Below are 15272 nucleotides of genomic sequence, written 5' to 3' on the forward strand. Positions count from 1 at the left end.
GGTCCCGGGCCGGCGCCTCGCCATGACGGCGGCGAGACGCTGAGGCCGCTCCTACCAGGCCAGGGCGTACGCCTCTCTGCGCGGATCGGCGCCCGCCATCCATGTCCCCGTGGCTGGATCGCGCAGGACGATCTTGGCGCTGCCGAAGGACCAGCGATCCACGACGGATACCGGATAGCCTCTTTGCTTGAGCCCCTCGATCACGTCCGGCGCGAACCCCTGCTCCAGTTTGAGCTCCTCGGGCAGCTCGTGGCGCGGCGGCGTCCCCGGCTGGTGGCTCCACCGCGGCGCCTCCACCGCGGTTTGCGGATCCATTTCCCGGTCAAGGATATTGTGCAGGATCTGCAGATTGGTCTGGGGTTGATCATCGGCTCCCGGGCTCCCTCCCGCCAGGAAAAACTCGCCGTCACGGTAAACCATGTAGGTGTTCAGCGTGTGCGCCGGGCGCTTCCCGGGGCAGAGCGCGTTCGCTCTTCCCGCATCCAGCCCGAAACTGCACAGCCGGTTGTTCAGGATCACCCCCGTATCCCCGCCGATCACGCGCGACCCGAACGGGGCGAAAATGCTCTGGATCAGTGAAATCGCGTTTCCGTCGCGGTCGACGGCGCAGAGAAACGTGGTGTCCGAAGCCGACGCGACCGCCGATGCCCGCGGTGTCGGCGCTTGCATCATCGCGCCCCGCCGCTCGGCCGCGTATTCCTTGGAGATCAGCATCCCGACCTTGGGCTCGCCGAATGCGGGGTCTTCCAGGTACCGGATTCGATCCTCGAAAGCGAGCTTTTTCGCCTGGACCTGGAGATGAATGACCTCCGCCCGATCCATCGTGCCCAGATGGAGCGGCCACGGCTCGATCAGGTTCAGCATCTCCAGAACCATGAAGCCCTGCGAAACAGGCGGCTGCTCGTAAACCACCCAGTCCCGGTACCGCGTGCTCAGAGGTTCGAGCCACTGCGCCACCGGACGCTGCAAATCCTCTTCGCACAAGAGGCCGCCTTCGGCCTGAACCGTCTTGCAGATCGTCTCGGCCACCCGCCCGCCGTAAAACCCGGCGCGCCCTTCGCGCCCGATGAGCGCGAGGACTTCGCCGAGACCTTTCTGGTGCAGGATCTTCCCGGGCCGCAGTTCGCCGAGCGGCTGCCGATAAACCCGCTCGATCCAGGGAAAGTCCCGGCTGAACTCGGCAATGCGCTCCACGAGCTCCTGATGGACAGGGAAGCCGCCGGCCGCGAGCGCCACCGCGTCCGCCGTCAGGCGCGCCAGATCCTTCGTACCGTACCTGCGATGGAGCTCGAGCCAGCCGTCGACCGCTCCCGGCACGGCGACGCTCAAAGGCCCCGCTACGGGAATCGCCCGCAACCCCCGCTCGCGGAAGTGCTCGATGCTCGCTCGCGCCGGCGCAGGTCCGCTCGCGTTCAGCGCCTCGACCTTGCCGCTCCTCCTCATGGCGACCAGAGCGAACAGGTCGCCGCCGGGCCCGCAGGTTTCCGGCCGCACCACGGTCATCACGAAAGCGGCCGCCAGCGCCGCGTCCACGGCGTTGCCGCCCTCTTGCAGCACCTTCAGCCCCGCGAGCGAAGCGAGGTGGTGGCCGGACGAGACGACCCCGTTCCGGCCCATCACCAGCGGTCTGGCTGCCTTGGCAAACTTCATGTCGCTTCCAAGCCGAGAATCCGTGCCGCGTTTCGGCCGAGAATCTTTTCCCGGGCGGCATGGTCCAGCCCCAGCTCGTCGACGGCGCGCAGGCTGTTCTTCACCAGCAGGCACCCTTCCTCCGGACCGTACGGGTAATTGGTGCCGAGCACCAGCCGGTCCGGTCCGAAGAAATCGTACACGCAGCGGAGCGTGGAGGCGGGATGATCGGCGGTATCGACGTAGAAGCGCCGGAACAGATCCAGCGGGTTTTCCCGGAGCCCGTAGCGGCGGCGGATCTCTTCCGTCCTCCCCGTGTATATATTGATGGCCCGCTGCGCGAAGAAAGCCAGCACGCCGCCGACGTCCGCGACGACGAAGGGGATCTCGGGAAACCGTTCGACCACCCGCCCGTAGACCAGCCGGGTCATCGCCACCGTGCTGTCGAAGGCCCAGCCGAAGATCAGAGTGGGCATGATGTCGATCCCGGTGGCTGCCGTCGACAGCGGGGCCGTCGGATGGATATAGACCGGCAATCGATAGCGCGCCAGCCGCTCGTAGATGGGAAACAGCTCCTCGCGATCGAGCGGCTGTCCGTTGAGATTGGAGTAGCACCCGAAGCACTTCAGCCCCAGCTCCTTCACCGCCCGCTCCAGCTCGTCGAGCGAGTCCGGGATCGAGCATGTCGGCAGCGTGAAGCAGCCGACGAAGCGCCGCGGATACTTCCGGCACGCGTCCGCGATGGCGTCGTTGGCCGTCCGGGCGAGCCGGACGGCGGTCTCGCCTTCGAAACGGTCGGCTCCCGGAGCCGGGACGCTCAGGACGTGCACGTCGACCCCCAGGCGATCCATGTGCGCCAGCCGCTTCTCCCAGTCCCGTCCCTGGAACGTCGCCGTGTTGATGCGGCATCCCAGCTTCTTGTCGTAAAAGTAGCTCATGCCGCTGTCGGGATCGGGGTCCTCGAGCACCACTGCGCCGTCGGCTCGGTGCAGCTCGGCGATGTAGGTTTCGGGAAAAACGTGCGCCTGGAAATCGATGATCATCGATGGCTCCCCGCCGCGGTCAGAGGGCGTAGAGGGCCCGTGGATTGTCGCCCAGGATCCGGTCCACGATCCGCGGCTCGAGGCCGGCTTCCGATTTCAGGCGCCGCAGCGCCTCGATCTCGGATGAGGTGTCATTGTGCCCGTAATCGGTGCCGATCACCAGCGTGTCCTCGCCGCAGTACTTGAGCACGTACGGAAGATCGTCGTCGGTCTGGCACGCCACGTAAATACGGTTCTCCCGCAGCACGCTCGCCTGATCCACGGTGCGCCCCCGGCGCAAAGAACGTCGGGCATAATCGTGCAGCGCGTAGGGCACCCACTGCGCGCTCACCTCGATGAACGCGAAACGCGTCTTGGGAAACTGCTTCGGCACGTCGTTGTAGATCAGGTTGTGAAAGGACCCTACGACCGCCAGCTTGAACTTGCAGAAGCCGCACTCGTCGCTGAAGAAATCGTGGACGGCGAAGCTTCCCGTGGCGGAATGGACGCAGATGGGAAGATCGAGCCGCCCCGCCTCCTCGTAGAGCGGGAAGAAATACGGATCGCTCAGCCTGCGATCGGCTTCGAGCCCGCGCATGAAAATGCCGCAGGCGCCGTTCTCCTTGGCGAAGCGCGCCTCGCGCAGCGCCTGGTCCATCGACAGCAGCGGCAGCACCGCCACCCACCGCAGCCGGTCCGGCGCGCTCTTCCAGATGTCGATCAGCCAGCGGTTGTAGCTCCGCGTCACCGCCAGCTCCAGCTCGGGCTTGCGGGTGTACGGCCGCAGGAAAATCGTCGGATAGAGCACCTGGACGTCGATGCCGAGTTCATCCATGTGACGGAGCCGCGCGCGGATATCTTCCATCTCCCTGGACTCGCGCGCAATCTCGCGACCGACGTTGCGCGCCTTGCCCAGGGTGAGGCCGTCGATCAGCCAGCTCTCGCCTCCGGAGTCCGGGTCGTCCGGAGTCGGAACGATGCGCGGCTTCCACGCGCGCTCCGATTCCAGCATGTAATCCCACGTGTGCTCGCTCTCCAGAACGTGCGCGTCGGCGTCGATCACCGTCATGCTAAACCACCTCCCGGTTTTACCCCGCGTTGCGAGCGCAACGCCGTCGCCCCGCCCTTCTCCGTCTTCGAGCCGACCGATTGGTTGCAGCCCTGGCAAGTATAGTCGTACAGCTCGCCGTCCGGCAGGACGAGGAGCAGTCGTTGTCGGACGGGCATCGCCTTGCGGCACCGGTCGCAATAGAGCAAGGCCGCGTTGAATTGCTCGAAGGTCCTCTCCATAAGACCGCACCCTCAATGAGACGAAGCTTTGCTCTCGCCGTGCTGCTCCCCCGCCTGACGCGCCCTGGCCTCCTTGATCACCTTCTCCGCCAGGTGGGGCGGCACTTCTTCGTAGTGGGAGAACTCCAGCTGAAACTCGCCCCGGCCGCTCGTCAGCGAGCGCAGGTCGGGAGCGTACTTCAAAACCTCCGCCATCGGGACCTTCGCCTTGATGATCTGGTTGTGCCCCTTGCTGTCCACCCCGAGGACCTTGCCGCGGCGGCTGTTCAAATCGCCGATCACGTCGCCCATGCATTCCTCGGGCACGGTGACCTCGATGTTCATGATCGGCTCGAGCAGGACCGGCTTGGCTTTTTCCACGGCGTTCTTGAACCCGATCGACGCGGCGATCTTGAACGCCATGTCCGAGGAGTCGACGTCGTGATACGAGCCGTCGTAGAGCGTCACGCGGATGTCGACCATTGGATAACCCGCCAGATAGCCTGCGGCCATCGCCTCGCGAACCCCTTTCTCCACCGCGGGAATGTAATTCCGCGGGATGGCGCCGCCGACGATCTGGTCGACGAACTCGAAGCCCTTGCCGTGGGGCAGCGGCTCCACCTTCAACCAGGTGTCGCCGTACTGGCCCCGCCCGCCCGTCTGCTTCTTGAGCTTACCCTGGGCGCTCGCGGTCGCCCGAATGGTTTCCTTGTAGGGAACCTTGGGCGCCTTCAGCACGACCTCGGCGCCGTACTTCCGCTTGAGTTTCTCGACGATGATCTCGACGTGCTGCTGCCCCATCCCGGAGAGAATGAAGTCGCGCGTCTCTTCGTCCCGGTGGACCTCGATGGTCGGATCCTCTTCCATCATGCGCTGCAACCCTTGCGGAACCTTCTCTTCGTCCGCCTTGGACTTCGGCTCCAGCGCGAAAGAAATCACCGGCGCGAAGTGCACGGCTCCCGGATACTGAATCGGGGCCTTTTCATCGCACAACGTGTCTCCCGTGGCGACGTCCTTGAGCTTCGCCGCCGCCACGATCTCGCCCGCGATCGCCTCCTTGACGGCCTCCTGCCGCTTGCCTTCGAGCCGGAACAGATGGCCGATTTTTTCCCGGCTCTGCTTTCCCGGGTTGTAACAGCTCGTGTCGGAAGCGACCCGTCCCGACATCACCCGCATCACCGAAAGCTTGCCGGCGAACGGGTCGATGATGGTCTTGAAGACGTAGGCCGAAAAAGGCTCGGCCGGATCCATTTTCCTTTTGACCGGCTTTCCGCTTGTCGGCTCTTTCCCTTCCGGCTCCCTCTCGTCCAGCGGCGACGGCAGATAATCCACCACGGCGTCGAGCAGCTGAACGACGCCGATCAGGCGCGCCGCCGAGCCGTAAAGGATCGGGAAGATCTTTCCCTGGCACGTTCCCGAGCGGATCGCCTGCTTCAGCTCCTCCTCGGACAGCTCTCCGCCGTCGAGGTATTTCTCCAGCAACGCGTCGTCGAGCTCGGCGACGCTCTCGACGAGCTTTTGCCGCGCTTCCGCGGCCGCGTCCGCCAGCTCCGGCGGGATCTCCCCTTCCGTGAATCTGCCCGTGTCGCCTTCGTAGACGCAGGCCCGCATCGAGGGCAGGTCGATCACGCCCTGGAACTGACCCTGCGACCCGATCGGGATCTGGAGCGGAACGCCTTTCGCCTCCAGCCCGTCGAGGAGCGGCTTGAGCCGCTCGCCCACGTTGGCGGGCTCGTGGTCCATCTTGGCCACGAACAGCAGCCGGCTCACGCCCACCTCGTTCGCCCGGTCCCACAACCGCTCCGACTCCACGCGCAAGCCGACGGACGGGTTCAGCACGAAGATCGCCCCGCCGAACGCCCGCACGCAGTTAATCGTATCGACCAGGAACGCGGCGTAACCGGGCGTGTCGACCAGCTGCATCGGGTGTTTTTTCCACGCCAGGGAATGAAACGCCGTCGAGATCGACGTGAGATGTTTCGTCTCCTCCGGCTCGAAATCGAGGACCGACGTTCCGTCCTGGACTTTTCCCAGCCGCGAGGTGGCTCCGGCGACGAACAGCATCGCCTCGCCGAGAGACGTCTTCCCGCAGCCTCCCTGCCCGAGAAGTCCCACGATTCGCAACCTGTCCAGCTCCGCGGTAGCCATAACGCAAGTCTCCCTGCAAGTGTCCTTACCGCCGCCTGTCTACCCCGATCGCGCCCCCCTCACGTCGAGTTTCTCTCGTGGATGATCCGCAGGCCGTCCAGCGTCAGGAACTCGTCCACCTCGTCGATCGTCTCGCACTCCGAGGCGAGAAGCGGCGCCAGCCCCCCCGTGGCGACCACCTTGGCCTGTGCTCCCTGCTCTCGCTGCATGCGCCGGACGATGCCGTCGACCAGCCCGACGTATCCATAGTAGATGCCCGCCTGGATCGACTGCACGGTGTTTTTCCCGACGGTCTCTTTCGGCCGGACGATCTCGATTCGCGGCAGCTTCGAGGCCCGCTGCACCAGGGCCTCCAGGGAAATCAGGAGCCCCGGTGCGATCGCCCCTCCGAGATATTCTCCCTTTTTCGAGATACAATCCACGGTGGTTGCGGTGCCGAAGTCGACGACGATGCAGGGCCCGCGGTACTTTTCGTACGCGGCGACGCCGTTGACGATGCGGTCCGCTCCCACGTCCTTGGGGCTGTCGTAGAGAATCGGCATGCCGGTTTTGATCCCCGGCCCGACGAAAAGCGGCTCGCGCTTGAAAAATTTGGCCGCCCATTCGTGGGTCACGCCGACCATGGGAGGGACCACGCAGGAAACCGCGATGGCGTCGACCTGCTGGCACCGGAATCCCTCCCAGGAAACCAGCTGCGCGATCAGCACGCCGTATTCGTCGGCGGTCCGATCCGCCGTGACCAGGCGCCAGTGCGTGATCAGATTTCTGCCGTCGTAGAGGCCGAGAACGATGTTGGTGTTGCCGATGTCGATCGCAAGCAGCATGGCTATGCGGCACCGTCCTCGACGGGAGTCACGTCCCCTGCCAGCACTCGCCGAATCGTTCCCGACGCCTCCTCCAGCAGCAACGCGCCTTCGGCATCGATGCCCCGGGCCCGCCCCACCACCGTCTCCTCGAGCATCACGGCGCGAACGGTTCGGCCCCGCAGCCAGAAACGCTCCTCCCAACGGGCGGCGATGCCGGCGAAGCCCGAATCCTGGAGTTCTCCATAGCACCGGTCGAGGTCCTGAATCAATCTCTGCGCCAGCCGCTCACGGGAGACGGCCGAGCCGTTCTGCGCCATGATCGAGGTCGCCCGCTCGCGAATGGCTTCGGGCATCGCTTCCGTCGGATAATTCACGTTGACGCCGATTCCGAGCACCACGAAATCCACGCGATCGGAACGGCACGACGACTCAGTCAGGATGCCGGCGAGCTTCTTGCCTCCCGCGAGGACGTCGTTGGGCCATTTGATCTCCGGAGTGACCGGCATGAACGCGGCCAGGCTGTCCGTCACGGCCACCGCTGCGGTCAGCGTCAGCTGCGCCGCATGGGCCGGGTCCAGCCGCGGGCGCAGCACGAGCGAGAAATAGAGGTTGCAGAAAGGCGGCGACACCCAGCTGCGGCCCAGTCGCCCCCGGCCCTGCGTTTGCCCCTCGGCGATGACGATCTCGCCGTCTTCTGCGCCCATCTCGGCGAGCCGCCGCGCCCACGCGTTGGTCGATGAAATTTCCGAGAAATAGTGGATTTTCCTGCCCAGCCGCCGCGTCCCCAGAGCTCCGGCCGCGAGGCTCGAGACGTCGAGCGGATCTCCCGGAGCAGCGACGCCGGGCCAACGTTCAGCGCCCATGCATCGTGATTTTCATGTTGAAGTCGACCACCGGCGCGGAATGGGTGAGCGCGCCGGAGGAGATGAAATCGACGCCCGTGGCTGCGACCTGCCGGATGTTCTCCAGGGTAATCCCCCCCGATGCCTCCACCCACGCGCGCTTGTTGACCAGCCGAACCGCTTCGGTCATCTCGGCGATCGACATGTTGTCGAGCATGATGACGTCGGCGCCGGCCTCGACCGCTTCCCGAACCTGCGCCAGATTGCTTGTCTCGACCTCCACCTTGGCCATGAACGGCGCGTGGCGCCGGACAGCCTTCACGGCTTCGGCGATCGAGCCGGTGGCCTCGATATGGTTGTCTTTGACCAGCGCCGCGTCGTAGAGGCCGATGCGGTGATTGGTCCCGCCTCCCATCCTGACCGCGTATTTTTCGAGCGTTCTGAGCCCCGGAGTGGTTTTCCGCGTGTCGAGCACCTTGCACGGAAAATCCTTGACCGCCTCCACGTATTTGCGGGTCAGCGTCGCGGTTCCCGAAAGACGCTGGAGAAAATTGAGCGCCGTTCGTTCCGCGAGCAGCAACGCGCGGACCGGCCCCTCGGCTTCCGCCACTACGGTCCCTTCGTCGACCGGCGTTCCGTCCTTGGTAAAGAGGCGAACCACCACCTTGGGATCGATGAAGTAGAAGATGCGGTCGAGCAGCACCAGCCCGGCGACCACCCCCTTCTTTTTTGCGCGAAACAGCCCCTTTCCCTGGCAATCCGCCGAGATCGTCGCCATCGTCGCCAGATCGCCCGCGCCGATATCCTCGTCCAGAGCGTCCCGTATCAGCCGCTCGATCTGGGGGCTTACAAGGATATCCATACGCCTAGCTCCTTTCTTCCGCGGCGGCGCCCAGTCGTTCCAGACTCCGGTTGAGCGCGCGGAGCTTCTCCCCGTAGCGCCCCGCCTTGTCGCGCTCGCTTTCGACCACATCCGGCCTGGCCTTCGCCAGGAACTCCCGGTTGGCAAGCTTCTTCCGAACGCGGTCGAGCTCCGCCTCGAGCTTTCGTATCTCCCTCATCAGGCGCGCTTTTTCCTCCGCGATATTCACGAGGTCGCCCAGGGGAACAAAGATCTGCGTGGAGCCCACCACGGCCGCGGCCGCGTTTTTGAGCTCGGCCCCCGGCTCGGCTGGCGCCCATACGGCGCGCGCGAGAGCGCGCAGGTACGGCTCGTACCGCCGCAGCAGCCGCAGCTCGTCGGCCGGCCCGGCGAACGAGACGCGGACCTCCCGCCCGGGAGGGCAGTTCGTTTCGGTCCGCAAGTTCCGGATGGCCCGGATCGCGCCGGTGACGAACTCCATCTCGCGCTCGATCTCCTGGTCGATCCGCTCCGGGATGACCCGCGGATAAGGCTGGACCATGATCGTCTCCCGGTGGTCGGAAAGGCCCCTTCGCCTTCTGAGGCTCTGCCAGATCTCCTCGGTCACGAACGGCATGACCGGATGGAGCAGGAGCAGAATCTGCTCGAGGACCTCGACGAGGATCGCTCGGCTGGCTCTCGACGCCGCCTCGCGGTCTCCGCCCAGCGGCACCTTGCTCATCTCGATGTACCAGTCGCAGAACTCGTGCCAGGTGAACTGGTAAAGCGCGTTGGCGTAATCGTTGAACCGGTAGCTGTCGAGCGCCTCCCGCGCCGCGCGGATCGTAGCGGCGAGCCGCGATCGAATCCAGCGCTCCGCGGCGCCAAGATCCTCCTCTCTCGCAACATCCGGCCCCTCGGCGCCAACGTTCATCAGGACGAAGCGGGCTGCGTTCCACAGCTTGTTAACGAAGTTCTGGTATCCCGCGATGCGCTCCTCGGCCAGCTTGATGTCCCGCCCCATGGCCGCCATCGCCGCCAGGGTGAAGCGAAAAGCATCGGTCCCGTACCGCTCCATGACCTCGAGCGGATCGATTACGTTGCCCTTCGATTTCGACATCTTCTGTCCCAGCTCGTCGCGCACCAGAGCGTGGATGTAGACCTCCCGGAACGGAACCTCGCCCGTGAACTTGAGCGCCATCATGATCATGCGCGCGACCCAGAAAAACAGGATATCGAAGCCGGTGACCAGGGCTGAGGTGGGGTAGTAGCGGCGGAAATCCTCGGTGTCCTGCGGCCATCCGAGCGTGGAAAACGGCCATAGAGCCGAAGAGAACCAGGTGTCCAGAACATCGGGGTCCTGAATCAGCTCGCTGCCGCCGCAACGCGGGCACGCGGACGGGGCGAGGCGCGCAACGATCGGACGTGCGCTTTTCCCCAGCATCGTGCCGCTCCGTCCGTCGTCGAGGATGTTCTCGGCGTCGCAGGTCCGGCAGTACCATGCCGGAATCTGGTGACCCCACCAGATCTGCCTGGAAATGCACCAGTCCTTGATGTTCTCCATCCAGGCGAAATAAGAATGGCTCCAGCCCTCGGGAAAAATCCGGACTCGCCCGTCGCGCACCGCGCGGATCGCCGGCTCGGCCAGCGGCTTGACGCGGACGAACCACTGCGGCGTCGAGTACGGCTCGACCACGGTCTGGCAGCGATAGCAACGCCCCACCGCCAGCCGATACTCCTCCACCTTCTCGAGCAGACCCTGCTGGCGCAACTCCTCGACGATCTGACGCCTCGCCTCGAACCGATCCCGGCCGTGATAACGCGAGATCCAGTCTCCGCTCTCGCCTCGAGCGGTGAACGCCGCGCCGTCGATCCTCGCGTCGGCGTCGAAGATGCTGATCCGGTCGAGATGGAAGCGCGCGCCGATCTCGAAATCGTTGAAGTCGTGGCCCGGGGTGATCTTCAACACCCCGGTGCCGAAAGCCGGATCGACGTAAGCGTCGAAGAGCAGCGGCACGACCCGCCCCGTGATGGGCAGCCGGACGTTGCGGCCCGCGAATCGGCGGTATCGCTCGTCGTCCGGATGAGCTGCGACAGCCGTGTCGCCCAGCATCGTTTCCGGGCGCGTGGTTGCGACCACCAGCCATTCCCCGGGGTCGTCGGCGAACGGATAGCGGATGTACCAGAGAGAGCCGGCCGTTTCCTCGTGCACGACCTCGATGTCCGCCAGTGCGGTCTTGCACCGCGGGCACCAGTTGACGAGCCGTTCCGCTCGATAGAGAAGGTCGTCCTCCCACAGCCGCACGAACGCCTCGCGCACCGCGTTCGAGAGACCCTCGTCCATCGTGAACCGCTCGTGCTTCCAATCGCAGGAAACGCCCAGGGCCTTGAGCTGCTGAAGGATCACGCTCCCGGCCTCCCGTTTCCAGGACCACACTTCCTCGATGAATTTCTCCCGACCGAGCTGTTGACGCGTCAGACCCCGGGCCGCCAGCCGGCGCTCGACGACGTTCTGGGTCGCGATTCCCGCGTGGTCGGTGCCCGGAACCCAAAGGACGCTCAGGCCGTCCATCCGTTTGTAGCGGCACAGGATGTCTTGAAGGGTATTGTTCAACGCGTGGCCCATGTGCAACGAGCCGGTTACGTTGGGGGGTGGAATCACCATGGAGTAGTAACCGGCTTTGCCCTCCGCCGGCTCGAATACGCCCAGGCGCATCCAGTGCTCGTACCACTTGGCCTCGACCTGTTTATGACTGTAGGTTTTTGACAGCTCCATGGGCTATTTCGGTCTTCTCCCCCGTTGACTGCCGCTTCCGGCTTCCTCGACGACCTCGACGAGCTCGATGATCTCTTCCTTTTCACGCCTCTCGGCCGCCGACCCCGGGCCGCCGGTTTTCTCTCGAGAGGCGAGCGCTCGCGCGACCGCCGAAAGCAGATGTTCCCGGTCGAGCGGCTTTTCCAGCACCACGGCCTGGTCCGGTCCCGGCGCATTCCCCGTCCGGGCATCGCCGACCCAGATGACCGGGACGTGCTCTGGAATGGCTGGGCGGAGTCGCTCGCCCAGTTCCGGTTCCCTCAGCGCTCCGGCCCCGACGATCACGGCGTCGTAACCGCCGAACGCCTCCCGATCCGCCGGCAGCGCGCTCGCGGTATGCGCGTCATGCTCGGCGGCCAGACAGGACGCGATCGCGTACCGCAGCATCGCATCCGGTTCGATCACGAGAATTCTGCTCATGTGCTCGGCGGGCGATTCCAGCTTGACAACCCGCAGACCCCAAGCTAGAAAATGCTGTTAGGCGAACGAAACACGCGGCGCGAAAGTGGCGGAATTGGTAGACGCGCAGGATTCAGGATCCTGTGGGGTAACACCCGTGGGGGTTCGATTCCCCCCTTTCGCACCAACCGAAGTAAATCTTTAGCATACAAGCCCAACTTTCTCTAACAGCCTCCTTCCGGGTCTCCGGCCGGCTGCCTTTGTTCCGTGATCGGCGACCGCGTTGCCGCCGCGAACGGGAAAACGCCGCGATCTGATCGCAGGTAGGTTGGCGTGGTCGAACGTCGCTTCAAGCCCGTGCGCAGCTCTTGCAAGCAAGCATCCTCGGCGGTCCCGCTTCCCCCGGCGGGGCCAGCGCGACGGTTAGCCGCTGCGGCCGCTCTTCTCACGGTCCTCGGTCTGTTGATTTCCGCTTGCTCAAGAGAGGGCGGGCCGACCGCGCCGAGCAGCGATTGGGCAAAAGGCCGCGCGGTATACGTGGCGAATTGCGTGGCCTGCCACAACAACGACCCTTCCCGGGACGGCCCCATCGGGCCGGCGATCAGCGGCTCGTCCCTGGAGCTGCTGGAGGCGAGAGTCCTGCGCACCGAGTACCCGCCGGGCTACAAGCCCAAGCGAAATACGCGGGTCATGCCAACTTTCCCGTTTTTGAAATCCGAGGTTCCTTATCTCGCGGCCTACCTCCAATCCCCTTCAGGAGAGCAGGCCCAGCGCCAGTAGAAAGAGAATCCCGGTCAGGAGAAAACCCACCCACAGAGTCCCCGAAACCGTATCGAGCGGTTTTTTGGTCGGCCCCTGCGTGCCTACCAGCGCATTGTACTCGATCGCTGCCAGGATGATCAGCGTGATGATCCAGAAAAGCCCCTTGGACGCACCGGGGGAAACCAGGGACGGATAGTGGCTCGCGGCCCCCATGAAAAAGAGCATCGGAATCGAAAAGACGGTGTTGGTCCTGGAAGTTAAAGCTGCCCGGCGTCCGGCGCCGGCGGCTGCGGGAAGGGCTTGTCCGCCCTGAGCGACCTGGTTCGCCGAAGCGATCACGATCTGCTGGTTGGGCCAGATTACCAGCCAGACGTTGAGGAACATGATCGTGCCGATGAGCCCGCCGACCGTGATGGTGACTCCGTAGGACGAGTTGTAAAACAGGCTGGCGCCCATTTCGCCCATCCGGATCACGTAGATCAGAAGGCCGGCGAGGAAGGTGAACATCGCACCCCATCGAAACCACCACAGAGCACGTGGAACGAGCTTTTGAATCGCCCCGGTTCTTACGGATGCCTCGGTCTCCGCGAAAAACGGGGTTTGAACGAAATTGAAATAGTAAAGAATCCCGATCCAGGTCACACCGGCCAAAAAATGAATCCACCGCAGGAAAAACAACGTAACTTCTTGCATGACCTCCTCCTTCCCCTGACGAATCTCTCTGGTCCGGCCGACGGCCGATTGGCGTTTTATATTAGCTCCCGTTCCTTTTTGTCAAGACAAAACACCGGCCGCCACGGCGTTTTTCCCGTGAAAACTCCGGCGCTTTGCGTGCTCCGGAGTACAGACTTCCTTGCCGGTAATCCGCTTGACCTCATTACCGAACTATGCCATGTTCCCTGCTGAATCCCGAAGGGCCGCTCGGCGAATTCACGGGCCCATACCAGACCAGTTGGAGCACGCCTCCGATTTGCTTCCCAAAAGCCAGCGAAGAATTTCCCCGGACCGAAGCTCCGCGGATCCTTTTTCCTCGGTTGCCCGAGAGCTGGACCTGGTCGAACAGAACCTCGTTCGTGCCATTCAGTCCCGGGAGCGCACCCTCACGGACATCGCCGCGCATCTGATCCTCGGCGGTGGGAAGCGGGTGCGGCCGATGGTCACGGTGCTCGCTTTCCTCGCTTTCGGCGGCAAGAACACGCGCGACATCGTCGAGATCGCCACCGCGATCGAGCTGATTCACACCGCTACCCTGCTCCACGACGACATCATCGATGGCGCGGAAACCCGCCGCGGCAAGATCTCGGCTTACAAGAAGTACGGCCTCAAATCGACGCTGGTGGCCGGCGATTTTCTCTTCATCAAAGCGTTTGAGTTCGCGGGCAAGTTCGACGAAACCGTCGTCCAGTGGACCGCCGACGCATGTACTCAGCTTACCGAGGGGGAAATCCTCCAGGGATACTTCAACCGCAACCGCTCGGTGACCCTGAAGAACTATCTCGAAATCGTCACCCGAAAAACGGCCTCCCTGTTCCAGACGGGAGCCAAGGTGGGTGCCTACATGGCCGGCGCCGAGCCGGCCATGATTCACGAGGCCGAGCGCTACGGCCTGAACATGGGCATCGCTTTTCAGATGATCGACGACATCCTCGACGTCGTCGGGCACGTGGAGCTTCTGGGAAAACCCACCGGCATGGATCTGCTGGACGGCAACCCCGCACTGCCGATCATCCTCGCCCTCCGCGGCGGACAGGACTCCGTCCGCGCGGCTTTCGAAAGCCCGCACCCGACGGTAAGTCAGATCGCGGACGCTCTCGAAAACATCCGGGCCAGCTCCGCGATCGAGCAGGCGAGATCGATGTCCCGCAAGTACGCCGAAGAGGCGTTGAAATCGGTGCGGAAGTTTCCGCCGTCGCTCTATCGCAACGGCCTGAAGAGGCTCGTGCAGCTGATGATCGAGCGCGATTTCTGATGTCCCTTCCGGGATAGCCTGGTCTTCGGATCCTCGCGCAACCATGCCTGCCCCCGGTGACGTTCGCGACCCCGCCGTCCGGACCATGTTCGACCGGATCGCGGATCGCTACGATCTGCTGAACCGGATCATCAGCATGCGTCTGGACAAGCGCTGGCGCCGGCATGCGGTCGCCGCGCTGATCCGATGCGGCCGGGAGCGCCTGCTCGATGTCGGGGCGGGCACCGGAGATCTGAGCTTCGCCGCCGCCGACCGGCTTGGCAGCGAGGGTTGCGTTGTGGCGCTCGACTTTTCGGCACGGATGCTGGAGCGCGCTCGGGCGAAGCTACCGAGGGCCGCAAGCCGGAAGAAAGTCCGCCTGGTTCAGGCCAGCGGCCTGGCACTCCCGTTTCGCGGCGGGGTATTCGACGGGGTCATGTCGGCTTTCGTCCTCAGAAACGTTTCCGACCTCGGGCTGTTTTTCGCTGAGGCTTTCCGTGTGCTTAAACCCGGCGGGGCGCTCGTGTCTGTGGACATGTTTCCGCCGGACAACGCTCTCTTCACGGGCCTTTACGGAGTCTATTTTCACCGGTTAATGCCGAGAATCGCTGCGCTGATCAGCGCGGACGCAGGGGCCTACCGGTACCTGTCGGAATCCGTGAAACGATTCGATCCTCCGGAAGCGGTGAGCCGGAGAATGATCGAGAGCGGCTTTGAGTCAGTGAGCCTGAAAAAATTCCTTTGCGGCGCCGTTTGCCTCCACGCGGCCCGGAAGCCCTCCGCCCCTTGAC

13 protein-coding genes and 1 tRNA gene are annotated in these 15272 nt (G+C 64.2%); 4 read left to right on the forward strand and 10 right to left on the reverse strand.

Going from position 1 to position 15272, the window contains the following annotated elements:
* Positions 1-51: 51 nt before the first annotated feature.
* From ggt to VNN77_05125, 9 genes are all read right to left on the reverse strand, one after another.
* Positions 52-1650, reverse strand: a complete 1599-nt coding sequence (gene ggt / locus VNN77_05085; protein HXG50769.1) for a gamma-glutamyltransferase — start codon at positions 1648-1650, stop codon at positions 52-54.
* A complete protein-coding gene (locus tag VNN77_05090; protein ID HXG50770.1) occupies positions 1647-2672 on the reverse strand; it encodes an amidohydrolase family protein in 1026 nt (341 codons plus the stop codon). The genes ggt and VNN77_05090 overlap by 4 nt, the downstream gene beginning before the upstream one ends.
* Before the next feature lie 19 nt (positions 2673-2691).
* The gene (locus VNN77_05095; GenBank protein ID HXG50771.1) at positions 2692-3720 is read right to left on the reverse strand and encodes an amidohydrolase family protein; all 1029 of its coding nucleotides are present in this window, start codon (positions 3718-3720) and stop codon (positions 2692-2694) included.
* Positions 3721-3953: 233 nt separating this feature from the next.
* Positions 3954-6068, reverse strand: a complete 2115-nt coding sequence (gene fusA, locus VNN77_05100; protein HXG50772.1) for an elongation factor G — start codon at positions 6066-6068, stop codon at positions 3954-3956.
* A 59-nt stretch (positions 6069-6127) separates the two neighbouring features.
* Positions 6128-6892: a type III pantothenate kinase gene (locus tag VNN77_05105; GenBank protein ID HXG50773.1), complete on the reverse strand. Its 765-nt coding sequence runs from the start codon at positions 6890-6892 to the stop codon at positions 6128-6130.
* 2 nt (positions 6893-6894) lie between these two features.
* Complete coding sequence (locus tag VNN77_05110; GenBank protein ID HXG50774.1) at positions 6895-7737, reverse strand: biotin--[acetyl-CoA-carboxylase] ligase; 843 nt, start codon at positions 7735-7737, stop codon at positions 6895-6897.
* Entirely contained in the window at positions 7727-8578 is an 852-nt protein-coding gene (gene nadC, locus VNN77_05115; protein ID HXG50775.1) for a carboxylating nicotinate-nucleotide diphosphorylase, read from the reverse strand. The genes VNN77_05110 and nadC overlap by 11 nt, the downstream gene beginning before the upstream one ends.
* A gap of 4 nt (positions 8579-8582) precedes the next feature.
* Complete coding sequence (locus VNN77_05120; protein ID HXG50776.1) at positions 8583-11333, reverse strand: valine--tRNA ligase; 2751 nt, start codon at positions 11331-11333, stop codon at positions 8583-8585.
* Between the two features lie 3 nt (positions 11334-11336).
* Positions 11337-11792, reverse strand: a complete 456-nt coding sequence (locus VNN77_05125) for a hypothetical protein (protein ID HXG50777.1) — start codon at positions 11790-11792, stop codon at positions 11337-11339.
* A gap of 79 nt (positions 11793-11871) precedes the next feature.
* Between VNN77_05125 and VNN77_05130 the strand changes: the two genes are divergently transcribed.
* Positions 11872-11958 (forward strand) — tRNA-Leu (locus VNN77_05130).
* Positions 11959-12128: 170 nt separating this feature from the next.
* On the forward strand, positions 12129-12551 hold the full coding sequence (locus VNN77_05135; protein ID HXG50778.1) for a cytochrome c: 423 nt from the start codon (positions 12129-12131) through the stop codon (positions 12549-12551).
* Here VNN77_05135 and VNN77_05140 read toward each other — a convergent pair.
* Positions 12525-13226: a urate hydroxylase PuuD gene (locus VNN77_05140; GenBank protein ID HXG50779.1), complete on the reverse strand. Its 702-nt coding sequence runs from the start codon at positions 13224-13226 to the stop codon at positions 12525-12527. The genes VNN77_05135 and VNN77_05140 overlap by 27 nt on opposite strands.
* A gap of 277 nt (positions 13227-13503) precedes the next feature.
* Here VNN77_05140 and VNN77_05145 point away from each other — a divergent pair, with 277 nt between their 5' ends.
* Together VNN77_05145 and VNN77_05150 are read left to right on the forward strand one after the other, a co-directional pair.
* On the forward strand, positions 13504-14502 hold the full coding sequence (locus tag VNN77_05145) for a polyprenyl synthetase family protein (GenBank protein HXG50780.1): 999 nt from the start codon (positions 13504-13506) through the stop codon (positions 14500-14502).
* 43 nt (positions 14503-14545) lie between these two features.
* Positions 14546-15271, forward strand: a complete 726-nt coding sequence (locus VNN77_05150; GenBank protein HXG50781.1) for a ubiquinone/menaquinone biosynthesis methyltransferase — start codon at positions 14546-14548, stop codon at positions 15269-15271.
* The last annotated feature ends 1 nt before the right edge of the window (position 15272 follow it).

The organism is Candidatus Zixiibacteriota bacterium (assembly GCA_035574315.1).
Lineage (GTDB): Bacteria > Desulfobacterota > Binatia > UBA9968 > UBA9968 > DATLYW01.

Coding starts and splice junctions, on each gene's coding strand:
- VNN77_05090 (HXG50770.1), bottom strand. CDS start 2,672: ATGATCATCGATTTCCAGGCGCACGTTTTTCCCGAAACCTACATCGCC.
- VNN77_05150 (HXG50781.1), top strand. CDS start 14,546: ATGCCTGCCCCCGGTGACGTTCGCGACCCCGCCGTCCGGACCATGTTC.
- VNN77_05105 (HXG50773.1), bottom strand. CDS start 6,892: ATGCTGCTTGCGATCGACATCGGCAACACCAACATCGTTCTCGGCCTC.
- fusA (HXG50772.1), bottom strand. CDS start 6,068: ATGGCTACCGCGGAGCTGGACAGGTTGCGAATCGTGGGACTTCTCGGG.
- VNN77_05120 (HXG50776.1), bottom strand. CDS start 11,333: ATGGAGCTGTCAAAAACCTACAGTCATAAACAGGTCGAGGCCAAGTGG.
- VNN77_05125 (HXG50777.1), bottom strand. CDS start 11,792: ATGAGCAGAATTCTCGTGATCGAACCGGATGCGATGCTGCGGTACGCG.
- VNN77_05140 (HXG50779.1), bottom strand. CDS start 13,226: ATGCAAGAAGTTACGTTGTTTTTCCTGCGGTGGATTCATTTTTTGGCC.
- nadC (HXG50775.1), bottom strand. CDS start 8,578: ATGGATATCCTTGTAAGCCCCCAGATCGAGCGGCTGATACGGGACGCT.
- ggt (HXG50769.1), bottom strand. CDS start 1,650: ATGAAGTTTGCCAAGGCAGCCAGACCGCTGGTGATGGGCCGGAACGGG.
- VNN77_05110 (HXG50774.1), bottom strand. CDS start 7,737: ATGGGCGCTGAACGTTGGCCCGGCGTCGCTGCTCCGGGAGATCCGCTC.
- VNN77_05095 (HXG50771.1), bottom strand. CDS start 3,720: ATGACGGTGATCGACGCCGACGCGCACGTTCTGGAGAGCGAGCACACG.